Here is a 21,460-nt window from a genome sequence, read left to right as displayed (position 1 = left end):
TTTCAGTCCCAGTCCAGACCCTTGCGACGCCAGACGTACGCGTACGCGACGAGCACGGTGACGATGAACAGGAGCATCTCGACGAGCGCGAACACGCCGAGACCCGAGGAGATCACGCTGCCCGCGTCGTTCTTGAGCGGCGCGAAGGAGACAGCCCACGGGTAAAGGAAGATGATCTCGATGTCGAACACGATGAAGAGCATCGCGGTGATCATGTATTTGAGCGGGAACCGTCCGCCACCGACAGGCTGGGGCGTCGGCTCGATGCCGCATTCGTAGGCGTCAAGCTTGGCGCGGTTCCAGCGCTTGGGACCGGTGAAGGGGGCGATGGCGACCGAGAAGATCGCGAAACCCCCCGCGAGAACGGCGAGCACCAGGATGGGCACGTATAGGTCCATCGCTACGCCTCCTCTGGAGTCGCCGCGCGCGCGGGCGCGCAGCCAGATCTGTGAATTTGCCGGGTGAGTGTGGGATTCATGCTGGTGGGGCGACCTTCGAGAGCGCGTTGATGATGAGGTCCGACGCATCGCCTCGCCGGTCGGTGAGGTTACCAAGGAGTTTGAGCGCGAAGCGCATCAGCCTGGGGTGAGGCAGCCCGTGCCTCGTCCCGAAGCTCATCACGCCCGGTCTCCCGATCGCCTCGACGAACCATCTGCCCAGGGTGAAATAGCCGCCGTAGGCGTCCTTGAGCACCCTCGGGTACGTGCGCAGGATCCGCTCCCGCTGCGCGGCAGTGGTGTTCCTGAGCGCGTTCACGATGACCTCGGCCGCGATCTCACCCGTCTCCATGGCGTAGGCGATGCCCTCGCCGTTGAACGGGTTGATCGAACCGCCGGAGTCGCCGACGAGCATGAGGCCGCGCGTGTAGTGCGGCTGCCTGTTGAAGGCCATGGGGAGCGCGGCGCCCCGGATGGGGCCCGTCATGTTCTCCTCGGTGAAGCCCCAGTCGGCCGGCATGGCCCGGCACCACCGCTTCAGCAGGTCGCGGTAGTCGATGTTCTTGAACTGGGCGCTGGTGTTGAGCAGCCCGAGCCCCACGTTGGCGGTGCCGTCGCCGACGCCGAACACCCAGCCGTAGCCGGGCAGCAGCGTGTCGCCGTCCCACAGTTCCAGCCAGGTCTCGAGGTAGTCGTCGTCGTGGCGCGGGCTCTCGAAGTAGGTGCGCACGGCCACGCCCATCGGCCGGTCTTCCCGCTTGTGCAGCCCCATGCCCAGGGCCAGCCTGGTGCTGTTGCCGTCGGCGGCGACGACCAGCCGGGCGCGGTACTCCTGCCCGTTCTTGGTGTTCACGCCGACGATGTGGCCGCTGCGGTCGTCCAGGATCGGGGACGTGACGGTGACGCCCTCCATCAGCCGCACGCCGTTCTTGACGGCGTTGGCCGCGACGATCTGGTCGAAGTCCTGGCGAGTGCGCACCAGCCCGAAGTCGGGGAAGCGCTCGAGCTTCGGCCAGTCGAGCTCGAACCTGAGCCCGCCGCCGACGACGCGCAGGCCCTTGTTCCTGATCCAGCCGGGAGCGTCGATGTCGACGCCCATCTGCAGCAACTGCTTGACCGCTCGGGGGGTCAGGCCGTCGCCGCACACCTTTTCCCGGGGGAACCGGGTCTTCTCCAGGAGCAGCACGTCGAGGCCGGCCTGAGCGAGGTAAAAGGCGGTTGCGGAACCGGCGGGACCGGCGCCGACGACGATGACGTCGGCGTCAGCCTGTATGGCTGTTGGCACGGTCACTGGACTGTCCTGTCCTACACGCTCGAAGGCCTCGGGGTGTCGCGCCTTCGTTCCTTTGTGAACCCCTTCACAAACTTGTCGGCCCGCAGTCTAACCCTTTTCCTGTACATAGTGGCAGTCGGGGGCATGTGCTTTGACCAAACAGAGGCCCGGCGAACCCGCTACGCTGGCTTGAACCCCCTGTGCATCGCGACGATGCCCATCGTGAGGTTGCGCCAGGCCACCCGCTCCCAGCCCGCCCGCTGGATCTCGCGGGCCAGCGTGGGCTGGTCGGGCCAGTCGCGGATCGACTCGGCCAGGTACTCGTAGGAGTCGTCGTTGGAGCCGAAGACCTTGGCCACCTTCGGCAGCAGCCTCATCAGATACTCGCGGTAGACCAGGTCGAACGCGCCCCACGTGACGTGCGAGAACTCCAGGATCACCAGGCGCCCGCCCGGCCTGGTCACCCGCAGCATCTCGCGCAGCGCCTGCCCGGTGTTGTGCACGTTGCGCAGCGCCACCGAGATCGTCACCGCGTCGAAGGCGTCGTCGGCGAACGGCAACCGCATCGCGTCGCCCGCGACGAACGGGATCCCCGGGCCGCTCAGCGCGTTGCCGCCGTGCCGCTGGATCCCGGTGCGGAGCATGCCGAGCGAGAAGTCCGACGCGACCGCGCGCGCGCCGAGCGTGGTGAAGGTGTCGGTGGACGTGCCCGTGCCCGCCGCCAGATCGAGGACGACCTCACCGGGGCCGGCGTCGACGGCGGCGGCCACCGCCTTGCGCCAGAGGCGCACCTGGCCCATCGAGATCACATCGTTCACCAGGTCGTAGCGGCGGGCCGTGCGATCGAACATCGCGGCGACCTCGCCGGGCTGCTTGTCCAACTGAGCGCGCGTCATGCCCCAAGCCTAGGGCTATCTCGGACAATCAACGGAAAGTAGCGGTACTGCTACGTAGTGTCTGCTAGAACTTGGCAAATGCTTGCGCATGCCACTCTTGCGGCGATCATCGCCATGGCGCCGACCGCGCACCCCCGCGTCGTCTCCGCCGATCCGGTCGACAACACCCCTCACGTCCTCGACGGCATCGTCAACGCCATCACCCTGGTCGGCGGCACCGTCGTCGTCGGCGGCTCGTTCAGCGAGGTCTCCGACTCAGCCCGGACGACCACCTACGCCCGCGACAACCTGTTCGCCTACGACCTGGCCACCGGGCAGGTCCTGCCGGACTTCGCTCCAGACCTCGACGGGGCCGTCTACGGCCTCGCCGCCGGCGACGGCGGCTCCGTCTACGCGGGCGGCGACTTCTCCGGGGCGCTGACCCGGCTGAGCCTGGCCGACGGCTCGCCCGTCGCGGGCTTCGCGCCCGGCGTCTCGGGCGGCACCGTCACCAGCCTGGCCAGGCAGGGCTCACGGCTCTACGCGGGCGGCGACTTCACCAGGCCGCGCACGGCACTGGCCAGACTGGACACCACGACAGGCGCCGCCGACCCGAGGTTCGCGATCACGCCGGGAGCGCCGCTGACCCCCAGGGTGAAGGTCAACGCGCTCGCGGTCTCCCGCGACAGGTTGCTGGTCGACGGCTCGTTCACCACGCTCGGCGGCCGGTCGAGGCCCCAGGTCGGGCTGATCGACATCGGCGGCGCGACGGCCAAGGTGGCCGACTGGCGTACCGGGGCGTACGTCCCGGCCTGTATGGGAACGTTCCCGTCGTACGTGCGCGGCCTGGACTTCGCGCCCGATGGCAGCTACTTCGTCGTCGTCACGACGGGCGGCCCCAGAGGGGGCGCCCGGCTGTGCGACAGCGCCGCCCGGTTCGAGACGTACGCCACGAGCCAGCAGGTCAAGCCCACGTGGGTGAACAAGACGGGGGGCGACTCGCTCTACTCGGTCGCGGTCACCGGCGCGGCGGTCTACGTCGGCGGGCACCTGCGGTGGCTGGACAATCCGCAGGGCCACGACTCGGCCGGGCCGGGGGCGGTGCCGCGCGAGGGGATCGGCGCCATTCACCCGCGCACGGGAAAGGCGCTGAGTTGGAATCCCGGACGAGAGCGCGGGATCGGGGTCAAGGCATTTCTGGCACACAACGGCGGACTACTCGTTGGTAGCGACACAACGAGACTCGGACGGGAGTACCATGCCCGGATTGGCATGTTCCCCCTCCCCTAGTCGCCGTGCGGCTTCGGGTGGTTGATCTTGCCGCTGATACGTGTGCTCAAGGCGTCACGCTGCTTCGACAGCAAGACGTAGCTGGCTATGCCGCTGATCACGAAAGACACCAGGATCAGCACCGGGATGTATTGCATGCCAAGTAGGTACAGAACACCGAGGGTCACGAGAAACAGCCCGATCCGCGACGCGGTGTAAACGAGAACAGGACGCACAGGTCGAGGTTACTCGCCCGGGCGTAGCGGTCGCTCTTCGCATCAGGCGCGAGCACTGCTAGTGTTCCCAGTCAGGGAGTTTCGTAAAGAAACACCCACGAGAGCCCCAAAGAGGCTCTATCATATAACAATCGGGCAGTCAGCTGATAACAACCCGTGATCTTTGTAGAAAACCACGGATAAATCAGGCTTCGCTCGACACACTGGTACCTGTCCGCCCGCTGGCAGGAAGCGGGATGCGAGGGGGAGAGATTGGTGGAGAGTAGCAGCGAGCGTCTGCTGACCCCAGGAGAGGTTGCCGCCCTCTTCCGGGTAGATCCAAAGACGGTTACGCGCTGGGCTGCGGCAGGCCGCATCAGCAGTATCCGCACCCCCGGAGGGCACCGGCGCTTCCGCGAGTCGGAAGTGCACGCCCTTCTTCGAGGCGAGGACGTTCTTACGGCCGATAGGCCGACGGGCGAGTCCCCGCGCGTCTGACGTTCCGTCCAGTCGGTGATCCTGTAACCCAGGATCACCGCGGCGGGACCTCAACCGCTCGCATGCCTCAGGCCTCGTCCTGGTCCGCCTTGAAGGCCAGGAACTCGCGCTCCAGGTCGTCGTTCTCCGCCTGCCAGCGCCGCTGCCGTTCGGCCAGCTCCTCCTCTGTCAGCGCTTCGGGCAGCCATCTCGCGTAGTCGGGGTGGCCGGGTTCCAGTTCCAGGTACGCGTTGCCGATGAGACGCCCGTCTTCGCTGGTCAGGCTCTGCGGCACGCGCAGGGTCCCGTCAGCGAGCCGGATGACGTACATGGCCGATCACCTAGATTCCGTAGCGACGGTTGAAGAACAGCATGACGTTGAGCGCCATCCGCGTGTCGCCGCCCAGCATGTCGACGAGCGCCGGACGCTGGCGTGAGGCGATCGCGGCGAACGCGTCGGCGAAGAACTCCTTGCGCCCCAGCCCACCCTGCTGCCGGTGGAACGCCGAGACCAGCAGGGGCATGGCCTGCTCGTAGAGTCTCACGAACTCCGGCGAGTCCGAGACCCAATCGCCATACGCGGAGTCGACGTCGTCGATGGCGTGCCCGACCTCGTGCATCATCACGTCCGGCGTCGGGGAGGGCCGGTCGCCCACCACGATCTTGCGTTCGCCGTACGCTCCCGCGCAGACGTCCCAGGAGGCCCTGCCGGACGGGAGCGGGGCGCCGCGCAGGTACCCCATGTCGTCCAGGTCCGGTACGCCCCCGGCGCCGACGTAGATGCCCTTCAGCTCGTTGGCGAGCTTCTCCTTCAGCCCCTCGGGAAGCCTGGCGAGGCTCTCCACGGCCCGAACCACGTCGGCCGAGGGGGGACCCAGCCGGGCGTCCCACTGGCGGTGCAGGATGCTCTCCAGCCTCCCGCAGTGCCGTAACCCGTCGCCCCGCGGCGGCGCGTCCGGCGGGTTGGGCCGCGCGCGAGGCCGTGCGTCGTCCAGTTCGAAGTCCTGCCAGGTGTACTGCGGTCGCTCCGCCACGGCGGCGGACAACCGCTCAGGTCTCTCGGGCCGCTCGGGCCGCTCCCAGCGGGCGAGCCGTTCCTGGGGCCGTCCGGGCTCCCTGCGGCCCGTGCCCTCGGGACGGCGCTCAGGGGCACCATCGGAGCCGTTGGCGCGGTCCAGGGACCAGAACGAGCGGTCGGCGTCGGGGGGCGCCTCTTTGCGGCGGGAGAAGAGGTACGACCCGCGCCGCCACCAACGACCCCGCCGGTGGCGGCCTTTGTCGTTAGAAAACGCCATCGCACCCCTCAACGCCCGTGGCGCCCACACCCGAGACGTCCAGGCCGGGCAGGATTGTGTTCCACCGTACGACGCGGATGTATCTGAGTCACCCGAAAAGGGGCATGAGGCCGACACGATCACGTCGCGGATGGCTTACAGTTCGGGCATGGCAGGTGTGCTAATCGGCCTGGCGCTGCTGGCCTTCTGGCTCTACTCGGTGTTCGACGTCATCACGACGCCCGAGGACGACGTGCGGAACGTGCCAAAGACGCTGTGGCTGCTGATCGTCGCCCTGATCCCGCTGCTCGGTGGCATCTTCTGGCTGATGTACGGCCGTCCCAACGGCCCCGGCGAGGCCTGGCAGGCGCAGCGGCAGCCCGCGTCGAGGCAGCCCGCCCCCAAGGGCCCCGACGACGACCCCGACTTCCTTCGCGACCTCGACCGCCGGATGCGCGGCGAGGACTGACCCCTCACCGCGCGACGGCCGCCTGCCCCGCTACCGGCGGGTGGCCGTGACGAACCGCGCTCCCACCCGCCGGCGGGTGGCCGTACCAGACCCCGGGCCGGGCTGCCTGTAGGCGGCGGCCGTTATGGCACGTCGGCGTAGCTGTGCAGGCCGCCGAGGAGCATGTTCACGCCGACCAGGTTGAACAGCAGGCAGCCGAACGCGAGGAGTTGCACGATCGTGGCCGCCCGCCCGCGCCAGCCGGCGGTGACCCTGGCGTGCAGGTAAGCGGCGTACGCGACCCAGGTGATGAAGGCCCAGACCTCCTTGGGGTCCCAGCCCCAGTAGCGGCCCCACGCCTTGTCGGCCCAGAGGGCGCCCGCGATGACGGCGAACGTCCAGATGGGGAAGGAGAGCACGATCGCGCGGTGCGCCACCCGCTCCAGGTCCGCGCGGGCGGGCAGGCGCGACAGGCCGTCGCCGCGCAGCAGGTAGAGGATGCCCGCCACGCCGGCCAGGATGAACAGCCCGCTCGCCAGGATCGCCGCCGTGACGTGGATCGCCACCCAGTACGAGTTCAGCGCCGGCACCACGGGGCCGGCCGCCGTATAGAGGACCTTGACCGCGAAGCCGAGCCCGAGTGTGGCCGTGACCATGACGAACGGCCCCAGGAAGCGCACGTTCTGGCGAAGCTGGGTGGTGAGGAAGGCGGTCACCGCGGCGAAGCAGATCGCCACGACGAACTCGTACATGTTGGCCCACGGCCACCGGTCGACGGCCAGGCCGCGGGTGACGATGGCGCCGAGGTTGGCGGCCCAGCCGAGCCACCCGAGCACGATGGCGACCTGCCCGGCCCTGGCCACCCAGCGCGGCGGCTCGACCTCTCGCGGCCCGTCGGTGGCCGGCACGCCACCGGGCTCGTCGCCCGGCTCCGCCGGCAGCCCGGCGCCGCGCGCCGCACCGGCCGGGACCGACGCCCCGACCTTGACGGCGGCCTCCGCGGTCACGGCCTCCAGGGCCGCGTCCAGGGCGGCGCCGTCGGAGACCGCGGCGTCGGACGCGCTCACCGGGACCGCGGCCCGGCTCTGCCCGCCCGCCGCGTTGCTGCGGGCGCGCCCGAAGGCCAGCTCCGCGGCGAACGCGATCATGGAGAAGAGGTAGAGCAGGACGGCGGCGAGCACGAACAGGTCGCTCAGCTCGGCCAGTTGCTCAGCGGACATCCTTGTCTCCTGCTGATAGGACCTTCACGATCTCGGCGAACTCCTCGGCGAAGCCCGCCGCGGAGCCCTCGGTGCGGGTCAGCCCGCCGGCTTCGGCCGCGCCGTCCTTGACCCGCACCCACACCCGGCGGCGGCGGATCATCAGCGACATCGCGATGGCGATCACGGCTGTCGCGGCGGCGACCAGAGCGGGGACCCGCCCAGGGTCGTAGGCGATCTGGAGCGTCATCCACTCCTTGACGCCGGTGAACTGCAGTTTGCCCGCCCCTTGCGGCAGGTCGAGCGACTGCCCGACGGCGAGCGGCTTGGGCACGCTGGCGCCCATGACCAGCGGCTTGAGCTTCTTCATCAGCTCGGGCGGCGCCAGCTCGTACACCGAGCGCGGCTCGCCGGAACGCAGCCCCAGGTCACCGGAGAAGGCCCCGATGACCTGCACCTCGGGGTTGAGCTCGCCGGGGAAGGCCGACGCGTAGCTGCCGTCGGTCAGCCGCGCGCTGGTCGGCAGGAAGCGCAGCAGGAACCCCAGCTGGGCCGGCTGCGCGTCGGGCGCCTTGACCACGCAGCCCGAGGTGAGCGTGGGCTTGTTCTCGACCAGGCACGGCACCGGCCCGTCGAACGCGACCTGGCCCTTGCCGTCGGTGATCTTGAAGACCGGCGCGTAACCGTGGCCGATCAGGTACGTCTGCGTGCCGCCGACCTCCAACGGCTCGTTCACCTTGAGCTCGTAGTCGCGGACCGGCGCGCCCGGGGAGTCGTTGACCTTCAGGTAGGCGGAGTAGTCGAGCTCCTGGCCCCTCTTCTTCGGGTCGCCCCCCACCTGGTAGGAGGCCTTGAAGTCGGTCAGCTGGAACGAGAACGGCTCCAGCGACTCGGCCGACACCTGGCTGCCGGGGATGAACCGGTCGTAGGCGGCGACGGTGTTCGCGAACCCATCGCCCTCGACGACCAGGACGTTGCCCCGGTAGCCGAACAGCGAGCCGACGCCGACGGCGACCAGCAGCCCGAGCAGCGCGATGTGGAAGAACAGGTTGCCGGTCTCGCGCAGGTAGCCCTTCTCGGCGGCCACCCAGCCGTCGCCGACCTCGACGCGGAAGCGGAGCTTGCGCAGCCTGCGCGCGGCCTCCTCGACCGTCAGCGGCCCGTCGATCCGCGCGTGGTGCGGCAGCCGCGACAGGTTGCGCGGCGCGGCGGGGGGCCTGCGGCGCAGCTCGCGCAGGTAGGTCGCGGTGCGCGGGACGATGCAGCCGATCAGCGAGGTGAACAGCAGCAGGTAGATCGCGGCGAACCAGGGCGAGGTGAAGACCTCGAACAGCTGGAACCTGTCGTACCACTCGGCGAGCGTCGGGTCGGTCTGGTAGAGCCGGGCCACCTTGTCGGGTTCGACGCCGCGCTGCGGCACCAGCGAACCGGGCACGGACGCCAGCGCGAACAGGAAGAGCAGGATCAGCGCCGTCTTCATCGAGGTGAGCGTGCGCCAGCCCCAGCGCAGCCAGCCCACCACGCCCATGCCGACCGGCTTGGACGTCTGCTCCTTGCGCAGTTCGTCGACGCTCAATCAGATCACCGGCCGGTACGCGCCGATGAGCCCCTGCAGGGTGGCGATCATCTCTCCCCAGAGTCCGGTCACGAGCAGGACCCCCACGGCCACCATCATCCCGCCGCCGATCCTGGTGATCAGCTGGGAGTGGCGGCGGATGGCGCGGAAGGTCCGCAGTGCCTTGCTGTAGGCGAGCGCGGCGGCCACGAACGGCAGCCCGAGCCCCAGCGCGTACGCCACCGCGAGCAGGGCGCCGCGCGCGGCGCTGCCCTCGTTCAGGCCGAGCGCGAGCACGACGGCCAGGGTGGGCCCGATGCACGGGGTCCAGCCCAGCCCGAACACCACGCCGAGCAGCGGCGCGCCCGCCAGCCCGGCGTTCGGCAGCTTGTGGATCCGCACGTCGCGCATCAGCCCCGGCAGCACGCCGAGGAAGGCCAGCCCGAGCAGGATCGTCACCACGCCGAGCACCCTGGTGATGACCTCGGCGTGGCCCAGCAGGACCGAGCCGAGCCCGCCGAACAGCGCGCCGCTGAGCACGAACACGGCCGCGAACCCGGCCACGAACAGCACCGCGCCGAGCACCAGCCGCCCGCGCTTGGGTTCGGCGCTCATGCCGGTCACGTACGACAGGTAGCCGGGCACCAGCGGCAGCACGCACGGCGACAGGAACGACACCACCCCGGCGAGCATCGCGATGGGCACCGCCAGCAGCAGCGAGCCGGAGGCGACCACGTCATTCATCGCGGACCTTGGTGACGGTGTTCATCAGGTCGGTGTACTTGACCGCGCCGAGCGCCCTGGCGGCGACGCGCCCCTGCTTGTCGATGATCAGCGTGGACGGGATGGCCGCGGGCGGCACCGTGCCCTGGAAGGACAGCGCCACCTTGCCCGGCTGGTCGAAGATGTGCGGGTAACCGGTCTGCTCGGTGCGTTCGAACGCCTGCGCGTCGGCCTGGCGGTCCTTGAAGTCGACGCCGAGGAACTGCACGCCGCTCGCCTTGGTCTTGGCGGCGACCTCCTTCAGCACCGGCGCCTCGGCCCGGCACGGCCCGCACCAGGACGCCCAGAAGTTGAGCACCACGACCTTGCCCTTGTAAGCGGCCAGGGACGCGCTGCCGCCGTCGAGGGTCGGGCCCTCCACGGCGGGGGCCGGCTTGCGGTCGGCCACGGCGAACACCTGCATCTTCCCGTCGCCCGCGACGAAACGGGTGTCGCCCGCCTGCGGCTGGCCACCCTGATTGCCCGCGCATCCGGCGAGCAGCACGCCCAGCAGGGCGAGGAAGACGAACTTCGCGCGCACGGAGGAAGATCTCCTTGTACTACAACCGGTAGAGCTTGTAACTCTACCGGCGGGTCGGCCCGCCCGGCACATCGGGGGAAACGCGCCGCGCCGGGTGCCGGCTCGCCGTGCCGGGCGCGGTCTCAGGCTCCGGGAAGCGACGGGCCCTTCGCGAGCGAGCCGGCGGGCTCGCTGTAGCCGATGCTGACCAGGCGGTCGCCGTCGAAGGTGAAGCTGGTGAGGCTGGCCAGCCCGCACTGCCTGCGCCTGGGGTCGTGCCAGAGCCGCCTGCGGCCCTCGGCGGCCATCCTGATGGTCCAGATCGGGAGCTGGTGGCTGACCAGAACCGCCTCGTGGCCGCGCGCCCGCGCCCTGGCGTCGTCGACGACCGTGCGCATCCGCTCCACGATCGCCGGGTACGGCTCGCCCCACGAGGGACGCATCGGGTTGTAGAAGTAGCGGTAGTTCCTCGGGTCGCGCAGGATCGCCAGCCCCTGGCCCACGCTGCGCCCCTGGAGCAGGTTGCCCGCCTCGATCAGCCGCTCGTCGTCGCGCACGTCCAGGCCGAGGGTCGAGGCGAGCGGGGCCGCGGTCTCGAGGGCCCGTTCGAGGGGCGAGCTGTAGATGGCGACGATGTCGCGGTCGGCGACCGCCTTCGCGACCGTCTCCGCCATCAGATGCCCTGTCTTGGACAGGTGGTAGCCGGGCAGCCTGCCGTACAGGACGCCGAGCGGGTTGTGCACCTCACCGTGGCGCAGCAGGTGGACGACGGTGGTTTCAGCCATGGTGTCGCACAGCCTATCCGCTGCGGTCGGACGGATCGGCAGCACCCGGCTGGTCCCTGAACTGGGGCCGAGATAGGGTCGAGCCTGATTGCGCCTAGGGTTCCGCGTTCCGGCCTGCCCCATGTTGCTCACCACAATCAGGGCCGGAAGCCAGGTCCGAGCGGCGCCCCGGCCCGGCAGGGCCGCACAGCTGACGGGAGAAAAGCCTGGAGGCTCCTATCCGCATATCCGGAAGGAGTCCGCCGGGTGAGTCCCTGGGCCCTCGTTCTCGTGCTCGTCGCCGCCGTCGCCCACGCCTGCTGGAACCTGCTGGCCAAGAAGGCGTCGCAGGCCGACGGCCTGGTCTTCCTGTGGCTGGTCGCCGCCACGTCCACAGTGCTGTGGAGCCCGCTGTTCGCCGGGTTCCTGCTGGTGACGGGGGCGCGGGTGACCTGGACCGAGCTGGCCGTGACCGGCTGCAGCGCGGCGATCCACCTGGGCTACTTCGTGCTGCTCCAGCGCGGGTACGGCGCCGGCGACCTGTCGGTCGTCTATCCGGTGGCGCGGGGCACGGGCCCGATGCTGGCGAGCCTGGTGGCGGTGATGTTCCTCGGCGAGCGCCCCGGCCCCATCGGCGTCGCCGGAATCGTGCTGGTGGGCGTGGGCGTGTTCCTGATGAGCGGCGGCAGGAGCGGCGATCTGAAGGGGCTGGCGTTCGGCCTGGCCGTGGGGCTGTTCATCGCCGCGTACACGGTCTGGGACTCGCGGGTGGTGAGCGCGTTCGCGGTTCCTCCGCTGGTGCTGAACTATCTCGGCGAGACCGGGCGCGCCCTCGTGCTGGCCCCTGCCGTGCTGGGCGGGCGGCGCAGGGAGCTGATCGCGCCGACCTGGCGCGAGCACAGGTTCCAGATCATCGGCGCGGCCGTGCTGATCTTCGTGTCGTACCTGCTGGTCTTGTTCGCGTTCACGATGGCGCCGGTGACCGTGGTGGCTCCGGCGCGGGAGGTCAGCGTGCTGATCGCGGTCGTGCTGGGCGGACGGCTGCTCGCCGAGGGCGACCTGCGCCGCAGGCTGCTGGCGGGGGCCGTGATCCTGGGCGGCGTGGTGGCGATCGCGTTCAGCTGACGGCCCAGGCGTTCTCCTGGGTGCGGCTGGCCTGGGTGAGCGCCTCGACGGCCGCCCTGATGGCGGGGCGGCGGGCCGCGTCCGTCCGCCAGACGGCGTAGATGCGGCGCGTCTGCCTGGGCATCAGCGGGATGATCCGCACGCCCTCGGGGATGGGGCCGCGGCCCATCCTGGGGATGATCGAGCAGCCGATCCCGGCGGCGACCAGCGCCATGTGGGTCGGGTACTCGTCGGCCATGCAGGAGATCTCGGGCTCGACCTGGGCGTTGCGCAGCGTGAAGACCAGCCAGTCGTGGCAGACGGTGCCCGGCGAGGAGCTGATCCACTGGTCGCCCTGGAGCTCCGCCAGCTCGACCTCCCTGCGGTCGGCGAGCGGGTGGTCGGCGGGCACGGCCACGTCGGCGATGTCGTCGAGCAGGGTCGCCTTGGACAGCCCGTCCGGGATGGCCATCGGACGGTTCTGCCAGTCCTGGACGACGCCCAGGTCCAGCTCGCCTCTGGCGACCTCGCGCACCACGCGTTCCGGCTCGCGCTCGTTGAGCTGCACCAGCAGGTCGGGGTGCCGATCTCGGAGCTGGGAGAGCGCGACGGGCATCAGGCCGCGCGCCGCCGTCGGGAACGCACCCACGTGCAGCCGCCCCACGACCTCGCCGCGCAGCGCCTCGAAGTCCGCCTCGGCGGTCTCCACCAGCGCGAGGATGCGCTCCGCGTGCTCGGCGAGCAGCCCGGCCGCGTCGGTCAGCCTGACGCCGCGCCCGCTGCGCTCCATGAGCCGCGCACCCGTCTCCCGCTCCAGCTTCGCGATCTGCTGGGAGACGGCGGAGGGGGTGACCATGAGCGCGTCGGCGGCGGCGCCGACCGAGCCGTAGACGTGCACGGCGTGAAGGGCCTTGAGGCGGTTCAAGTCCAACATGTAAGCCAGCCTAAAGGGTTAAGCGTAGAAAGTCTCGCTTGTCCTTCACTCTGTAGCATCGGAAAATATATGCATGAGAATCATTAAGTTGAAGAAGATCCAGCCCACCCCGTCCTCCTATCTCAAGGTGCTGGCAGAGCAGGCGCGCGAGCAGCGCATCCGCTACCAGAAGCCCGCTTCTGCGTGAGGCCGCGCCACCTGGCACTCGCCGTCGGCCTCGCGGCCGTGTGGGGGTTCAACTTCGTCGTCATGCAGGTGGGCCTGAGACACTTCCCGCCGCTGCTCTACGCGGGGCTCAGATTCACCCTGGCCGCCTTCCCCGTACTGCTGTTCGTCGGCCGGCCCGGGGTGCCGTGGCGCTGGGTCGCCGCGGTCGCCTCCACCATCGGCGTCGGCCAGTTCGGCCTGCTGCTCATCGGCATGCGGGCCGGCATGCCCGCCGGGCTGACCTCCCTGGTCCTGCAGGTGCAGGCCCTGTTCACGGTGCTGTTCGCGGTCACGCTCCTCGGTGAGCGGCTCACCGCCCGCCGCGTCATCGGGCTGGGCGTCGCCTTCGGCGGCTTGATCCTGGTGGCCCTCGACTTCGGCCTCTCGGGGCCCGTCGGCGCCTTCGCCCTCTGCGTTGCGGCGGCCGCCGCCTGGGGGCTCGGCAACGTGTTCCAGCGCCGGGCCGCGCCGCCCGACTCGCTGCGCTTCATGGTCTGGGTGAGCGCCTTCTCCGCCCCGCCGCTGCTGCTGCTCTCGCTGCTGGTGGAGGGCGCACCCACGCTCAGCTCGCCGATGGAGGGCTGGGTGTCGCTGGCGTACGTGGCGTTCGTCTCCACGCTCGGCGGGTTCGGCCTGTGGGGGTGGCTGCTGCGGCGCTACGACGCGTCCACCGTCGCGCCCTACACGCTGCTGGTGCCGGTGTTCGGGATGTCCTCGGCCGCCCTGATGACGGGCGAGCCGATCTCCTGGGTGAAGGTGGGGGCGGCGGCCCTCATCGTGGCCGGTGTGCTGTACGCGGGCAGCCGCCCCCGGGCGCTCCAGCCCGTCCTCGACCGCTGACCCCTACTGGACGCGCTCGAACGGCGCCGGGGTCCGGCCGGTCCAGCGGTACAGCTCGGACGTGGCGGTCTGCTTGGTCACCCCGTCCTCGACGGTCGTGCCCTGCCTGGTGACGTAGTAGCGGCCGTCGCCGAGCGAGGCCAGGCCGTACTGGCCGCCGAACTCCCACCCCCACACGTCCGACGCCGCGTCGTGCAGCCCCTTGTGCAGCAGGGAGAGCAGCTCGCCCTGCTCGGGCTGCCGCTGCCCCTCGACCGGCCCCCGCACCGCGGGCCTGGATCCGTCGACGACGAAGAACGAGTAGTTCGGGAACTGCGGCTTGACGCCCTTGTAGACGGCCATGAACCAGTTGCCGGTGTACCCGTCGTACGCCAGGTTCTGCACGCCGTACGTGGTGTTTCCGGTGCGGACGAAGTACTTCCCGTCGACCCGCCCGGGGCCGGACGTGTGCGACTCCGCCTGGCTCAGCGGGCGCTCGTACCTGCGCCAGTTGTCGATGTCGTACTGCAGGAGGACCTGATAGTCGTTGTCCTGGCGGTCGGCGTTGGCGTAGATCCCGTAGGCCACGGTCAGCTTCTGCTTGCCGTGCCGCCTGCCGAACTCCGGCCCGAAGGAGACCCCGTCGATGCCGCTGCACCCGTAGCGGTGGTCGGCGGTCTTGGCCGTGTCGCCGTCGAAGACGCCGTCGCCGTCCATGTCGGCGCTGTAGTCGTCGACCACCTCCTTCAGGTAGACGGCGGACACCACGTCGGAGCTCTCGGCGTTCATGTCGAGGCTGGTGATGCGGTCGACGTCGAAGATGGCGATGTAGAACGCCTTGGCGTCCTTGTACTCCAGAGAGCCGTAGACACGGCCGTCATGGCTGTTGAAGTCGAGGTCGCCGAGGTGGCCCGTGAACCCGGTGACGGACCCCACGGGGCGGCCCTTCATGTCCGTCTTGACCAGGAGGTTGGTGAAGGAGAAGTACATGTACCCCTTCTTCTGGTCGACGGCGATGCCCTGCACGTGCCCCGAGGACCAGGCCCCGCCGTACACCTCGGGCGGCGCCTCCGCTCGCACGGCGGCCTGGGCAGGCGCCGTGACCAGGGTCGATGCCATCAGTGCGGTGAGTAACACCTGTGCGACCCGCATGTCGTACCCTTCCGGTGATCGTTATTTACTGATCACCAAGGTACGGAGCGAGAGCAGATCTTTACAGACATCTGTCTGACCTTCTGCATACCCGATGTGAAAAATCGTGGCTTGCCTTGCCACCGGTGTCAACGTTTAGCGTCGGGAGTCCTCCTCTCACGGAACGGAACGGACCGCCATGACCTCCCCTGACGATCGCGCATCGCTGCTCCGGCACGACCGGCGCTTCTTCGACGCCCTCGTCGCCGCCGACCTCGCCACCCTGGACGCCCTGCTGGCGGATGACTTCCTGCTGGTCGGCGTCGGCGACGGCGCGGTCGCGACGAGGGCCGACCTGCTCGGCCTGATGGCGGCCGGAACGCTCCGGTTCCCGGCCATCCACTCCTACCCGGACGAGGCCGTCGTCCGCCGTGCCGGAGACGTCGGCATCGTCGTCGGACGCACCGGCATGGACTTCACCGGCCCCGACGGCACCACCTTCACCGCCGGGAGCCGGTACACCCACGTCTTCGCCGCCACCCCGGGCGCGGGATGGCGGCTCCTCTCCGCTCAGGGCACGGAGATCAAACCCGCCGCGTGACCGTCACAGGGTCGCGGCGGCGGCCTTGGCGGCGGCGGGGAGCGCGTCGGCGACCCGGGTGAGGGCCTCCTCGTCGTGCGCGCCCGACAGGAACCAGGCCTCGTACGCCGAGGGCGGGAGGTAGACGCCCTGGTCGAGCATGGCGTGGAAGAACGCCTTGAAAGCGTCGGTGTTCTGGGTCTGCGCGTCGGCGAAGTCGCGCACCTGGCGGTCGGTGAAGAAGACGGAGAACAGGTTGCCCGCCGTCTGGAGGCGGTGCGGGACCCCCGCCGCCGTCAGCGCCTCGGTCGCGGCCTGGGCCACCGTGGCGGCCGCCGCGTCGACCCTGGCGTACACCTCGGTGTCGAGGGCACGGAGGGTCGCCAGGCCCGCGGCGCAAGCCAGCGGGTTGCCCGACAGCGTGCCCGCCTGGTAGACGGGGCCCTCGGGGGCGAGGCGGGCCATGACGTCGGCCCGGCCGCCGAAGGCCGCCGCCGGGAAGCCGCCGCCCATGACCTTGCCGAACGTCATCAGGTCGGCGTCGACTTGGTCGAGGCCGTACCAGCCTGACGGGGAGACGCGGAAGCCCGTCAGCACCTCGTCGACGATCAGCAGCGCGCCGTTGGCCGTGCACAGCTCGCGCAGGCGGGCGTTGAAGCCGTCGAGCGGCGGGACGATGCCCATGTTCGCCGGGCACGCCTCGGTGATCACGCAGGCGATCTCGGCGGACGCGAACGCCTCCTCCACCGCCTCGATCGAGTTGTACGGCAGGACGATCGTGTCCGCCGCGGAGGCGCCCGTCACGCCCGGCGTGTCGGGGAGGCCGAACGTGACCACGCCGGAGCCGGCCGAGGCGAGCAGCGCGTCGACGTGCCCGTGGTAGCAGCCCGCGAACTTGATCACCTTGGACCGTCCGGTGAAGCCGCGCGCCAGCCGCACGGCGCTCATCGTCGCCTCCGTGCCCGAGCTGACCAGGCGCAGCTTCTCGACGGGGGCGACCCTGGAGACGATCTCCTCGGCCAGTTCGACCTCGCCGGGCGTGGCCGTGCCGTACGAGAAGCCGCGGGCGAGCGCGTCGGAGACCGCCTCGACGACCGCGGGGTGGCGGTGGCCGAGGATCATCGGACCCCACGAGCAGACCAGGTCGACGTAGCGGTTGCCGTCGACGTCGGTGATGTAGGGGCCCTGCCCAGAGGCCATGAAGCGCGGCGTGCCCCCTACGGCGCCGAATGCGCGGACCGGGGAGTTGACACCTCCCGGCACGACGGCGCGGGCGCGGGCGAACAGGCCTTCGGAGTGCTGTGTACGGGTCACGGGTTCCAGGTTAGCCCCGGCCACCCGCCGCCCCGGAGACGGCTAGTCGGCCAGCCATTCCAGGACGCGGAGCGGGTCGGGGAGCGGCCGGCCGTCGGGAGGGCGCAGCCAGGAGACCGGCTGGCCCGTGGGCAGCGTGGACGGCGGCGCGAGCACGTAGCTGTCGCGGCAGTGCCAGCGCAGGCCCGGGGTGTCGTCGATGGTGGCCGGGTCGCAGTCGAGCTGGCAGGACCACCACTCGTCCTCGTCCTCGGGGTTGCCGCGGGTGGCCACATAGAACAAGACCCGGTCGCCGTTGGCGGCGACCGGGCCTGAGTCTGCCCCGGCGTTGTCGATCCGTGTGAGGGCCGACAGGCCGGTGCCGAGGGGTACGTCGAAGACGTCGAACACGCGACCGGTGGGGAGGATCACGTTGGCCTCGGGCTCACGCTGCCACCAGCGGGTGAGCTGGGTGGCGTCAGTGGTGGCCTGGAGGCTCCAGGCCGGGGAGAGCGGGTGCGCGCCCGGGTCGGGACAGCCGATGCGGTCGCAGGAACACGCGCGGGCGCCCCTGCGCAGCGGGTAGGCACCGGGCACGCTCGGCCAGCCCAGGGCCGCGTAGCCGAGCACGGAGTCGATCCGGGTCGGGCGCGACCGCTTTTTGGTACGCCGAGCGAGTGGTACCCCCACCATGGTGTGTCTCCCGTCGATCGCGGTGCCTGAAGCGGCCCCGTCTCCCGGGCTGCACGCACACACGGGACACACCAGCACCTGCTATCACAGTTTACCGCACAGACCTCAGGAGTTAGCGGGAAACCCCCCGGTTGGAGACCCGAGCCACCTCGATGGCCTGGGGAAAGGGCCTCGCCGGGTCCGCCTCGGCGTGCCGAGGGGGACGACGTGTCAGAGGCGGCGTGCCACCTCGGTGGCCCAGTACGTGAGGATCAGGTCGGCGCCGGCCCGCTTGATCGAGACCAGCGACTCCATGATCATCCGCTCGCGGTCGATCCAGCCGTTGGCGGCGGCGGCCTCGATCATCGAGTACTCGCCGCTCACCTGGTAGGCGGCGACGGGCACGTCCACGTGCGCGCGGAACTGGCTGATGACGTCGAGGTAGGGCAGCGCGGGCTTGACCATGACGGCGTCGGCGCCCTCGGCGATGTCCAGCCGGACCTCGCGCAGCGCCTCCTCCAGCGGGCCCGCGGGGTCCTGCTGGTGCGAGCTGCGGTCGCCGAACTGCGGCGCGCACTCGGCGGCGTCGCGGAACGGGCCGTAGAAGGCCGAGGCGTACTTCGCGGTGTAGGCGAGGATCGGCACGTCGGCGTGGCCGTCGGCGTCGAGCGCCGCCCGGATCGCGCCGACCTGGCCGTCCATCATGCCGCTCGGCGCCACCATCTGCGCCCCGGCACGGGCCTGGGCCACCGCGACGGACGCGTACCGCTCCAGGGTCGCGTCGTTGTCGACGTCTCCGGACTCGGTGAGGATGCCGCAGTGCCCGGTGTCGGTGAACTCGTCGAGGCAGGTGTCGGCCATCACCACGGTGGTGTCGCCCACCTCCGCGATCACGTCCCGCAGGGCCACCTGCAGCACGCCGTCGGGGTCGTCGGCGGCCGAGCCGCGGGCGTCCTTGACGGCCGGGATGCCGAAGAGGATCAGCCCGCCCACGCCGGCCTCGGCCGCCTCGCGGGCGGCCTTGCGCAGGGAGTCGCGGCTGTGCTGCACCACGCCCGGCATCGAGGCGACAGGGTGCGGCTCGGTGATGCCCTCCTTCACGAACATGGGCAGGATCAGGTCGGCGGGGTGCAGCCTGGTACCCGCCACCATCCGCCGCAGCGCCGCCGTACGGCGCAACCTGCGAGGACGGGCGACGGGGAACTCGGCACTCACTTGGCTCTCCTCCTGGCGCCTCGGCGGTTCTGAGAAGGCCGGCGCGGGGTGTCGCCGGCGGCGACGGCGGCGTGCCGCTGTTTCGCACCGTACTCCGCCAGCGCGGCGGCGAGGGCGGAAGCGGACGGACGGTCCGCCATGACGTCGACGCGGAGCCCGAACTCCTCGGCCGTCTTGGCCGTCTGCGGCCCGATGACCGCGATCACGGTGACGTTGTGCGGCTTACCCGCGATGCCCACCAGGTTCCGCACCGTCGAGGACGAGGTGAACAGCACCGCGTCGAACCCGCCACCCTTGATCGCCTCGCGGATGGGCGCGGGCGGCGGCGCGGCCCGCACGGTGCGGTAGGCGGTGACGTCGTCGCACTCCCAGCCCAGCTCGGTCAGCCCGGCGACGAGCGTGTCGGTGGAGATGTCGGCGCGCGGCAGCAGCACCCGGTTGATCGGGTCGAGCATCGAGTCGTACGGCGGCCACTCGGCCACCAGCCCCTCGGACGACTGCTCACCCGACGGCAGCAGGTCGGGCTTCACCCCGAACTCCACCAGCGCCCTGGACGTGGCGTCGCCCACGGCCGCGACCTTGAGCCCGGCGAAGGCACGGGCGTCGAGCCCGTACTCCTCGAACTTCTCACGCACCGCCTTGACCGCGTTGGCGCTGGTGAACGCCACCCACTCGTAGCGCCCTGTGACCAGGCCCTTGATGGCGCGGTCCATCTGCTGCGGGGTGCGCGGCGGCTCGACCGAGATGGTCGGCACCTCCTCGGGCACCGCGCCGTAGGAGGTGAGCTGCTCCGACAGGCTCTTGGACTGCTCCTTGGTGCGCGGCACCAGGACCCGCCAGCCGAACAGCGGCTTGGTCTCGAACCACGAGAGCTTCTCGCGCAGCCCGACCGCCTCGCCGACGACGATCAGCGCGGGCTCGGTGAAGCCCGCGTGCTTGAGGTCGGCCTGCAGGCGGCCGAGCGTGGAGACCACCGTGTACTGCTCGGTGGTGGTGCCGCCGCTGCTGACGGCGACGGGCGTGCTGTCGGGCTTGCCGCCCGCGATCAGCGCCTTGCCGATCGGGACGGCCTCGCCGATGCCGTTGTAGATGACCAGCGTGCCGCGGCAGGCGGCGTGCGCGGACCAGTCCTGCTCCTGCGCGGCGTCGACGACCCGGAACTCGGGGACGGCGGTCGCCGGCGGGATGCCCGCGTAGGTGAGCACCGCCGTGGCAGGCGGCACGCCGGGCACGATCTCGAAGTCCACCTCCGCCGCGGCACACGCCGCGACCTCCTCGGTGATCGAGGAGAACAGCATCGGGTCGCCCTCACACAGACGGACCACGAGCTGACCCGCCAGGGCGCGCTTGACGAGGTCGCCGCGCGCGACCTCCACGCCCTCGCGGCAGTGACGAAGCAGCGGGCCGAACTGTTCCTCGTCGAGGACGACCGCGTCGGCCTTGGCGAGGAGCTCGGCGCCGCGAAGCGTGAGCAGGTTCGGGTCGCCGGGACCCGCGCCTACGAACGCGACGAAACCGGAGGTTGGACTATCGGAGCTCAATGAGACTGCTCCCCCATCAATCTGTCGGCCCCTTCGGCGATCATCTCGGCCGCCAGCAGGCGCCCCAGGCTCTCAGCCGCCGAAGGTGCACCGGCGGTGGACTTGCGGACCGCCTGCCTGCCGTCGAGAGCGACGACAGTGGCGGTCAGGTTCAAAGTGTGCCCGTCATCGACCGCGAAAGCACCCACAGGAGCAGAGCACCCGGCTTCGAGGGCGGACAGCACCGTACGCTCGGCGGTCACCGCGGAACGGGTCCGCGGGTCGTCGAGCACCCCGAGGAAGCCGACCAGGTCGGCGCGGTCCGCGAGGCACTCCACGGCCAGCGCACCCTGGCCAGGGGCGGGCAGCAGCTCCTCGATCTCGAAGATCTGCGAGATCTCGGAGTCGCGGCCGATCCTGGTCAGGCCCGCCGAGGCGAGCACGACGGCGTCGAGCTCGCCTGAGGTTACCTTGCCGATGCGGGTGTCGGCGTTGCCCCGGATCGGGACGTACTCCAGGTCCGGCCTGAGGGCGCGCAGCATGGCGATCCTGCGCGGCGAACCGGTGCCGACCCTGGCGCCGGGCGCCAGGTCGTCGAACTTGACGGGGCCCACCAGCGCGTCGCGGTGATCGTGCCTGGCGGGGATCGCGGCCAGCGTGAAGCGTGGGTCCTGGGTGGTCGGCAGGTCCTTGAGCGAGTGGACGGCGAAGTCGATGCCGCCCTCGACCAGCTTGTCGCGCAGCGCGCTGACGAACACGCCGGTGCCGCCGAGCTGGACGAGCTGGGCCTTGGTCACGTCCCCGAAGGTCGTGACGCCGACCAGCTCCACAGCCCGCCCGGTGCGCTCGGTGTAGGCGTCGGCGACCATCTGCGACTGCGTGGTCGCCATCAGGCTGCGTCTGGTTCCGAGTCGTAG

Annotated in this window: 24 protein-coding genes; 6 read left to right on the top strand and 18 right to left on the bottom strand. The window is 70.5% G+C overall.

Going from position 1 to position 21,460, the window contains the following annotated elements; all coding sequences use genetic code 11:
• Positions 1 to 2: 2 nt before the first annotated feature.
• The 3 genes from ABZ297_RS01210 to ABZ297_RS01200 all read right to left on the bottom strand — a co-directional run bounded on the left by ABZ297_RS01210 (position 3) and on the right by ABZ297_RS01200 (position 2,606).
• The gene (locus ABZ297_RS01210; protein ID WP_350804418.1) at positions 3 to 398 is read right to left on the bottom strand and encodes an NADH-quinone oxidoreductase subunit A; all 396 of its coding nucleotides are present in this window, start codon (positions 396 to 398) and stop codon (positions 3 to 5) included.
• A gap of 76 nt (positions 399 to 474) precedes the next feature.
• Positions 475 to 1,728, bottom strand: coding sequence for a geranylgeranyl reductase family protein (locus ABZ297_RS01205; RefSeq protein WP_355337406.1), 1,254 nt, complete (start codon positions 1,726 to 1,728; stop codon positions 475 to 477).
• 161 nt (positions 1,729 to 1,889) lie between these two features.
• On the bottom strand, positions 1,890 to 2,606 hold the full coding sequence (locus ABZ297_RS01200) for a demethylmenaquinone methyltransferase (protein ID WP_355337404.1): 717 nt from the start codon (positions 2,604 to 2,606) through the stop codon (positions 1,890 to 1,892).
• Between the two features lie 78 nt (positions 2,607 to 2,684).
• Between ABZ297_RS01200 and ABZ297_RS01195 the strand changes: the two genes are divergently transcribed.
• Positions 2,685 to 3,875, top strand: coding sequence for a hypothetical protein (locus ABZ297_RS01195; protein ID WP_355337401.1), 1,191 nt, complete (start codon positions 2,685 to 2,687; stop codon positions 3,873 to 3,875).
• Here the strand turns inward: ABZ297_RS01195 and ABZ297_RS01190 are convergent.
• Positions 3,872 to 4,090: a DUF4229 domain-containing protein gene (locus ABZ297_RS01190; RefSeq protein ID WP_350804422.1), complete on the bottom strand. Its 219-nt coding sequence runs from the start codon at positions 4,088 to 4,090 to the stop codon at positions 3,872 to 3,874. The two genes, ABZ297_RS01195 and ABZ297_RS01190, sit on opposite strands and share 4 nt — an antisense overlap.
• Before the next feature lie 255 nt (positions 4,091 to 4,345).
• Between ABZ297_RS01190 and ABZ297_RS01185 the strand changes: the two genes are divergently transcribed.
• The gene (locus ABZ297_RS01185) at positions 4,346 to 4,567 is read left to right on the top strand and encodes a BldC family transcriptional regulator (RefSeq protein WP_181616591.1); all 222 of its coding nucleotides are present in this window, start codon (positions 4,346 to 4,348) and stop codon (positions 4,565 to 4,567) included.
• A 67-nt stretch (positions 4,568 to 4,634) separates the two neighbouring features.
• On the opposite strand, the gene ABZ297_RS01180 is transcribed toward ABZ297_RS01185, so the two are convergent.
• Positions 4,635 to 4,877 (bottom strand): hypothetical protein, encoded by a 243-nt coding sequence (locus tag ABZ297_RS01180; RefSeq protein WP_355337397.1) that lies wholly within the window; start codon positions 4,875 to 4,877, stop codon positions 4,635 to 4,637.
• A 10-nt stretch (positions 4,878 to 4,887) separates the two neighbouring features.
• The gene (locus ABZ297_RS01175; protein WP_355337394.1) at positions 4,888 to 5,841 is read right to left on the bottom strand and encodes a hypothetical protein; all 954 of its coding nucleotides are present in this window, start codon (positions 5,839 to 5,841) and stop codon (positions 4,888 to 4,890) included.
• Positions 5,842 to 5,989: 148 nt separating this feature from the next.
• On the opposite strand from ABZ297_RS01175, the gene ABZ297_RS01170 reads away from it, so the two are divergent.
• Positions 5,990 to 6,289, top strand: coding sequence for a PLD nuclease N-terminal domain-containing protein (locus ABZ297_RS01170; RefSeq protein WP_355337391.1), 300 nt, complete (start codon positions 5,990 to 5,992; stop codon positions 6,287 to 6,289).
• Positions 6,290 to 6,411: 122 nt separating this feature from the next.
• Here the strand turns inward: ABZ297_RS01170 and ccsB are convergent, their stop codons facing one another.
• The 5 genes from ccsB to ABZ297_RS01145 all read right to left on the bottom strand — a co-directional run bounded on the left by ccsB (position 6,412) and on the right by ABZ297_RS01145 (position 11,089).
• Entirely contained in the window at positions 6,412 to 7,488 is a 1,077-nt protein-coding gene (gene ccsB, locus ABZ297_RS01165) for a c-type cytochrome biogenesis protein CcsB (protein ID WP_355337388.1), read from the bottom strand.
• A complete protein-coding gene (locus ABZ297_RS01160) occupies positions 7,478 to 9,043 on the bottom strand; it encodes a cytochrome c biogenesis protein ResB (RefSeq protein ID WP_355337385.1) in 1,566 nt (521 codons plus the stop codon). Before ABZ297_RS01160 ends, ccsB begins: the two co-directional genes overlap by 11 nt.
• Entirely contained in the window at positions 9,044 to 9,766 is a 723-nt protein-coding gene (locus ABZ297_RS01155) for a cytochrome c biogenesis protein CcdA (RefSeq protein WP_355337382.1), read from the bottom strand. It lies immediately after the preceding gene.
• Complete coding sequence (locus ABZ297_RS01150) at positions 9,759 to 10,325, bottom strand: TlpA disulfide reductase family protein (protein WP_355337379.1); 567 nt, start codon at positions 10,323 to 10,325, stop codon at positions 9,759 to 9,761. The genes ABZ297_RS01155 and ABZ297_RS01150 overlap by 8 nt, the downstream gene beginning before the upstream one ends.
• A 122-nt stretch (positions 10,326 to 10,447) precedes the next feature.
• Complete coding sequence (locus tag ABZ297_RS01145; RefSeq protein WP_355337376.1) at positions 10,448 to 11,089, bottom strand: histidine phosphatase family protein; 642 nt, start codon at positions 11,087 to 11,089, stop codon at positions 10,448 to 10,450.
• 246 nt (positions 11,090 to 11,335) lie between these two features.
• Here ABZ297_RS01145 and ABZ297_RS01140 point away from each other — a divergent pair, with 246 nt between their 5' ends.
• Positions 11,336 to 12,193, top strand: coding sequence for a DMT family transporter (locus tag ABZ297_RS01140; protein WP_355337374.1), 858 nt, complete (start codon positions 11,336 to 11,338; stop codon positions 12,191 to 12,193).
• On the opposite strand, the gene ABZ297_RS01135 is transcribed toward ABZ297_RS01140, so the two are convergent.
• Positions 12,186 to 13,106, bottom strand: coding sequence for a LysR family transcriptional regulator (locus ABZ297_RS01135; RefSeq protein WP_355337371.1), 921 nt, complete (start codon positions 13,104 to 13,106; stop codon positions 12,186 to 12,188). The two genes, ABZ297_RS01140 and ABZ297_RS01135, sit on opposite strands and share 8 nt — an antisense overlap.
• 183 nt (positions 13,107 to 13,289) lie before the next feature.
• Here ABZ297_RS01135 and ABZ297_RS01130 point away from each other — a divergent pair, with 183 nt between their 5' ends.
• A complete protein-coding gene (locus ABZ297_RS01130; protein WP_355337368.1) occupies positions 13,290 to 14,153 on the top strand; it encodes an EamA family transporter in 864 nt (287 codons plus the stop codon).
• A gap of 3 nt (positions 14,154 to 14,156) precedes the next feature.
• Here the strand turns inward: ABZ297_RS01130 and ABZ297_RS01125 are convergent, their stop codons facing one another.
• On the bottom strand, positions 14,157 to 15,284 hold the full coding sequence (locus ABZ297_RS01125) for a hypothetical protein (protein WP_355337365.1): 1,128 nt from the start codon (positions 15,282 to 15,284) through the stop codon (positions 14,157 to 14,159).
• Between the two features lie 178 nt (positions 15,285 to 15,462).
• Here ABZ297_RS01125 and ABZ297_RS01120 point away from each other — a divergent pair, with 178 nt between their 5' ends.
• Positions 15,463 to 15,864, top strand: coding sequence for a nuclear transport factor 2 family protein (locus tag ABZ297_RS01120; RefSeq protein ID WP_355337362.1), 402 nt, complete (start codon positions 15,463 to 15,465; stop codon positions 15,862 to 15,864).
• A gap of 3 nt (positions 15,865 to 15,867) precedes the next feature.
• Here the strand turns inward: ABZ297_RS01120 and hemL are convergent, their stop codons facing one another.
• The 5 genes from hemL to hemC all read right to left on the bottom strand — a co-directional run bounded on the left by hemL (position 15,868) and on the right by hemC (position 21,433).
• Positions 15,868 to 17,157 carry a glutamate-1-semialdehyde 2,1-aminomutase gene (hemL, locus tag ABZ297_RS01115; RefSeq protein ID WP_355337359.1) on the bottom strand — a complete coding sequence of 430 codons (1,290 nt, stop codon included), beginning with the start codon at positions 17,155 to 17,157 and terminating at the stop codon, positions 15,868 to 15,870.
• A gap of 42 nt (positions 17,158 to 17,199) precedes the next feature.
• A complete protein-coding gene (locus ABZ297_RS01110) occupies positions 17,200 to 17,829 on the bottom strand; it encodes a bifunctional DNA primase/polymerase (protein WP_355337356.1) in 630 nt (209 codons plus the stop codon).
• A gap of 210 nt (positions 17,830 to 18,039) precedes the next feature.
• Positions 18,040 to 19,023, bottom strand: a complete 984-nt coding sequence (gene hemB / locus ABZ297_RS01105; protein WP_355337353.1) for a porphobilinogen synthase — start codon at positions 19,021 to 19,023, stop codon at positions 18,040 to 18,042.
• Positions 19,020 to 20,564, bottom strand: coding sequence for a bifunctional uroporphyrinogen-III C-methyltransferase/uroporphyrinogen-III synthase (locus ABZ297_RS01100; protein ID WP_355337350.1), 1,545 nt, complete (start codon positions 20,562 to 20,564; stop codon positions 19,020 to 19,022). Before ABZ297_RS01100 ends, hemB begins: the two co-directional genes overlap by 4 nt.
• Positions 20,561 to 21,433: a hydroxymethylbilane synthase gene (gene hemC / locus ABZ297_RS01095; protein ID WP_355337505.1), complete on the bottom strand. Its 873-nt coding sequence runs from the start codon at positions 21,431 to 21,433 to the stop codon at positions 20,561 to 20,563. The genes ABZ297_RS01100 and hemC overlap by 4 nt, the downstream gene beginning before the upstream one ends.
• Between the last annotated feature and the right edge of the window lie 27 nt (positions 21,434 to 21,460).

This window comes from Nonomuraea sp. NPDC005983, assembly GCF_040614375.1.
In the GTDB taxonomy this organism is placed as follows: Bacteria; Actinomycetota; Actinomycetes; order Streptosporangiales; family Streptosporangiaceae; genus Nonomuraea.
This window is presented reverse-complemented; position numbering and strand designations above follow the sequence as displayed.

Bases quoted from the DNA above. Each gene is read 5' to 3' on its own strand.
- ABZ297_RS01195 (WP_355337401.1), top strand. From the start codon at position 2,685: ATGCTTGCGCATGCCACTCTTGCGGCGATCATCGCCATGGCGCCGACC.
- ABZ297_RS01175 (WP_355337394.1), bottom strand. From the start codon at position 5,841: ATGGCGTTTTCTAACGACAAAGGCCGCCACCGGCGGGGTCGTTGGTGG.
- ABZ297_RS01180 (WP_355337397.1), bottom strand. From the start codon at position 4,877: ATGTACGTCATCCGGCTCGCTGACGGGACCCTGCGCGTGCCGCAGAGC.
- ABZ297_RS01135 (WP_355337371.1), bottom strand. From the start codon at position 13,106: ATGTTGGACTTGAACCGCCTCAAGGCCCTTCACGCCGTGCACGTCTAC.
- ABZ297_RS01145 (WP_355337376.1), bottom strand. From the start codon at position 11,089: ATGGCTGAAACCACCGTCGTCCACCTGCTGCGCCACGGTGAGGTGCAC.
- ABZ297_RS01125 (WP_355337365.1), bottom strand. From the start codon at position 15,284: ATGCGGGTCGCACAGGTGTTACTCACCGCACTGATGGCATCGACCCTG.
- ABZ297_RS01200 (WP_355337404.1), bottom strand. From the start codon at position 2,606: ATGACGCGCGCTCAGTTGGACAAGCAGCCCGGCGAGGTCGCCGCGATG.
- ABZ297_RS01170 (WP_355337391.1), top strand. From the start codon at position 5,990: ATGGCAGGTGTGCTAATCGGCCTGGCGCTGCTGGCCTTCTGGCTCTAC.
- ABZ297_RS01210 (WP_350804418.1), bottom strand. From the start codon at position 398: ATGGACCTATACGTGCCCATCCTGGTGCTCGCCGTTCTCGCGGGGGGT.
- ccsB (WP_355337388.1), bottom strand. From the start codon at position 7,488: ATGTCCGCTGAGCAACTGGCCGAGCTGAGCGACCTGTTCGTGCTCGCC.
- ABZ297_RS01120 (WP_355337362.1), top strand. From the start codon at position 15,463: ATGACCTCCCCTGACGATCGCGCATCGCTGCTCCGGCACGACCGGCGC.
- ABZ297_RS01110 (WP_355337356.1), bottom strand. From the start codon at position 17,829: ATGGTGGGGGTACCACTCGCTCGGCGTACCAAAAAGCGGTCGCGCCCG.
- hemC (WP_355337505.1), bottom strand. From the start codon at position 21,433: ATGGCGACCACGCAGTCGCAGATGGTCGCCGACGCCTACACCGAGCGC.
- ABZ297_RS01155 (WP_355337382.1), bottom strand. From the start codon at position 9,766: ATGAATGACGTGGTCGCCTCCGGCTCGCTGCTGCTGGCGGTGCCCATC.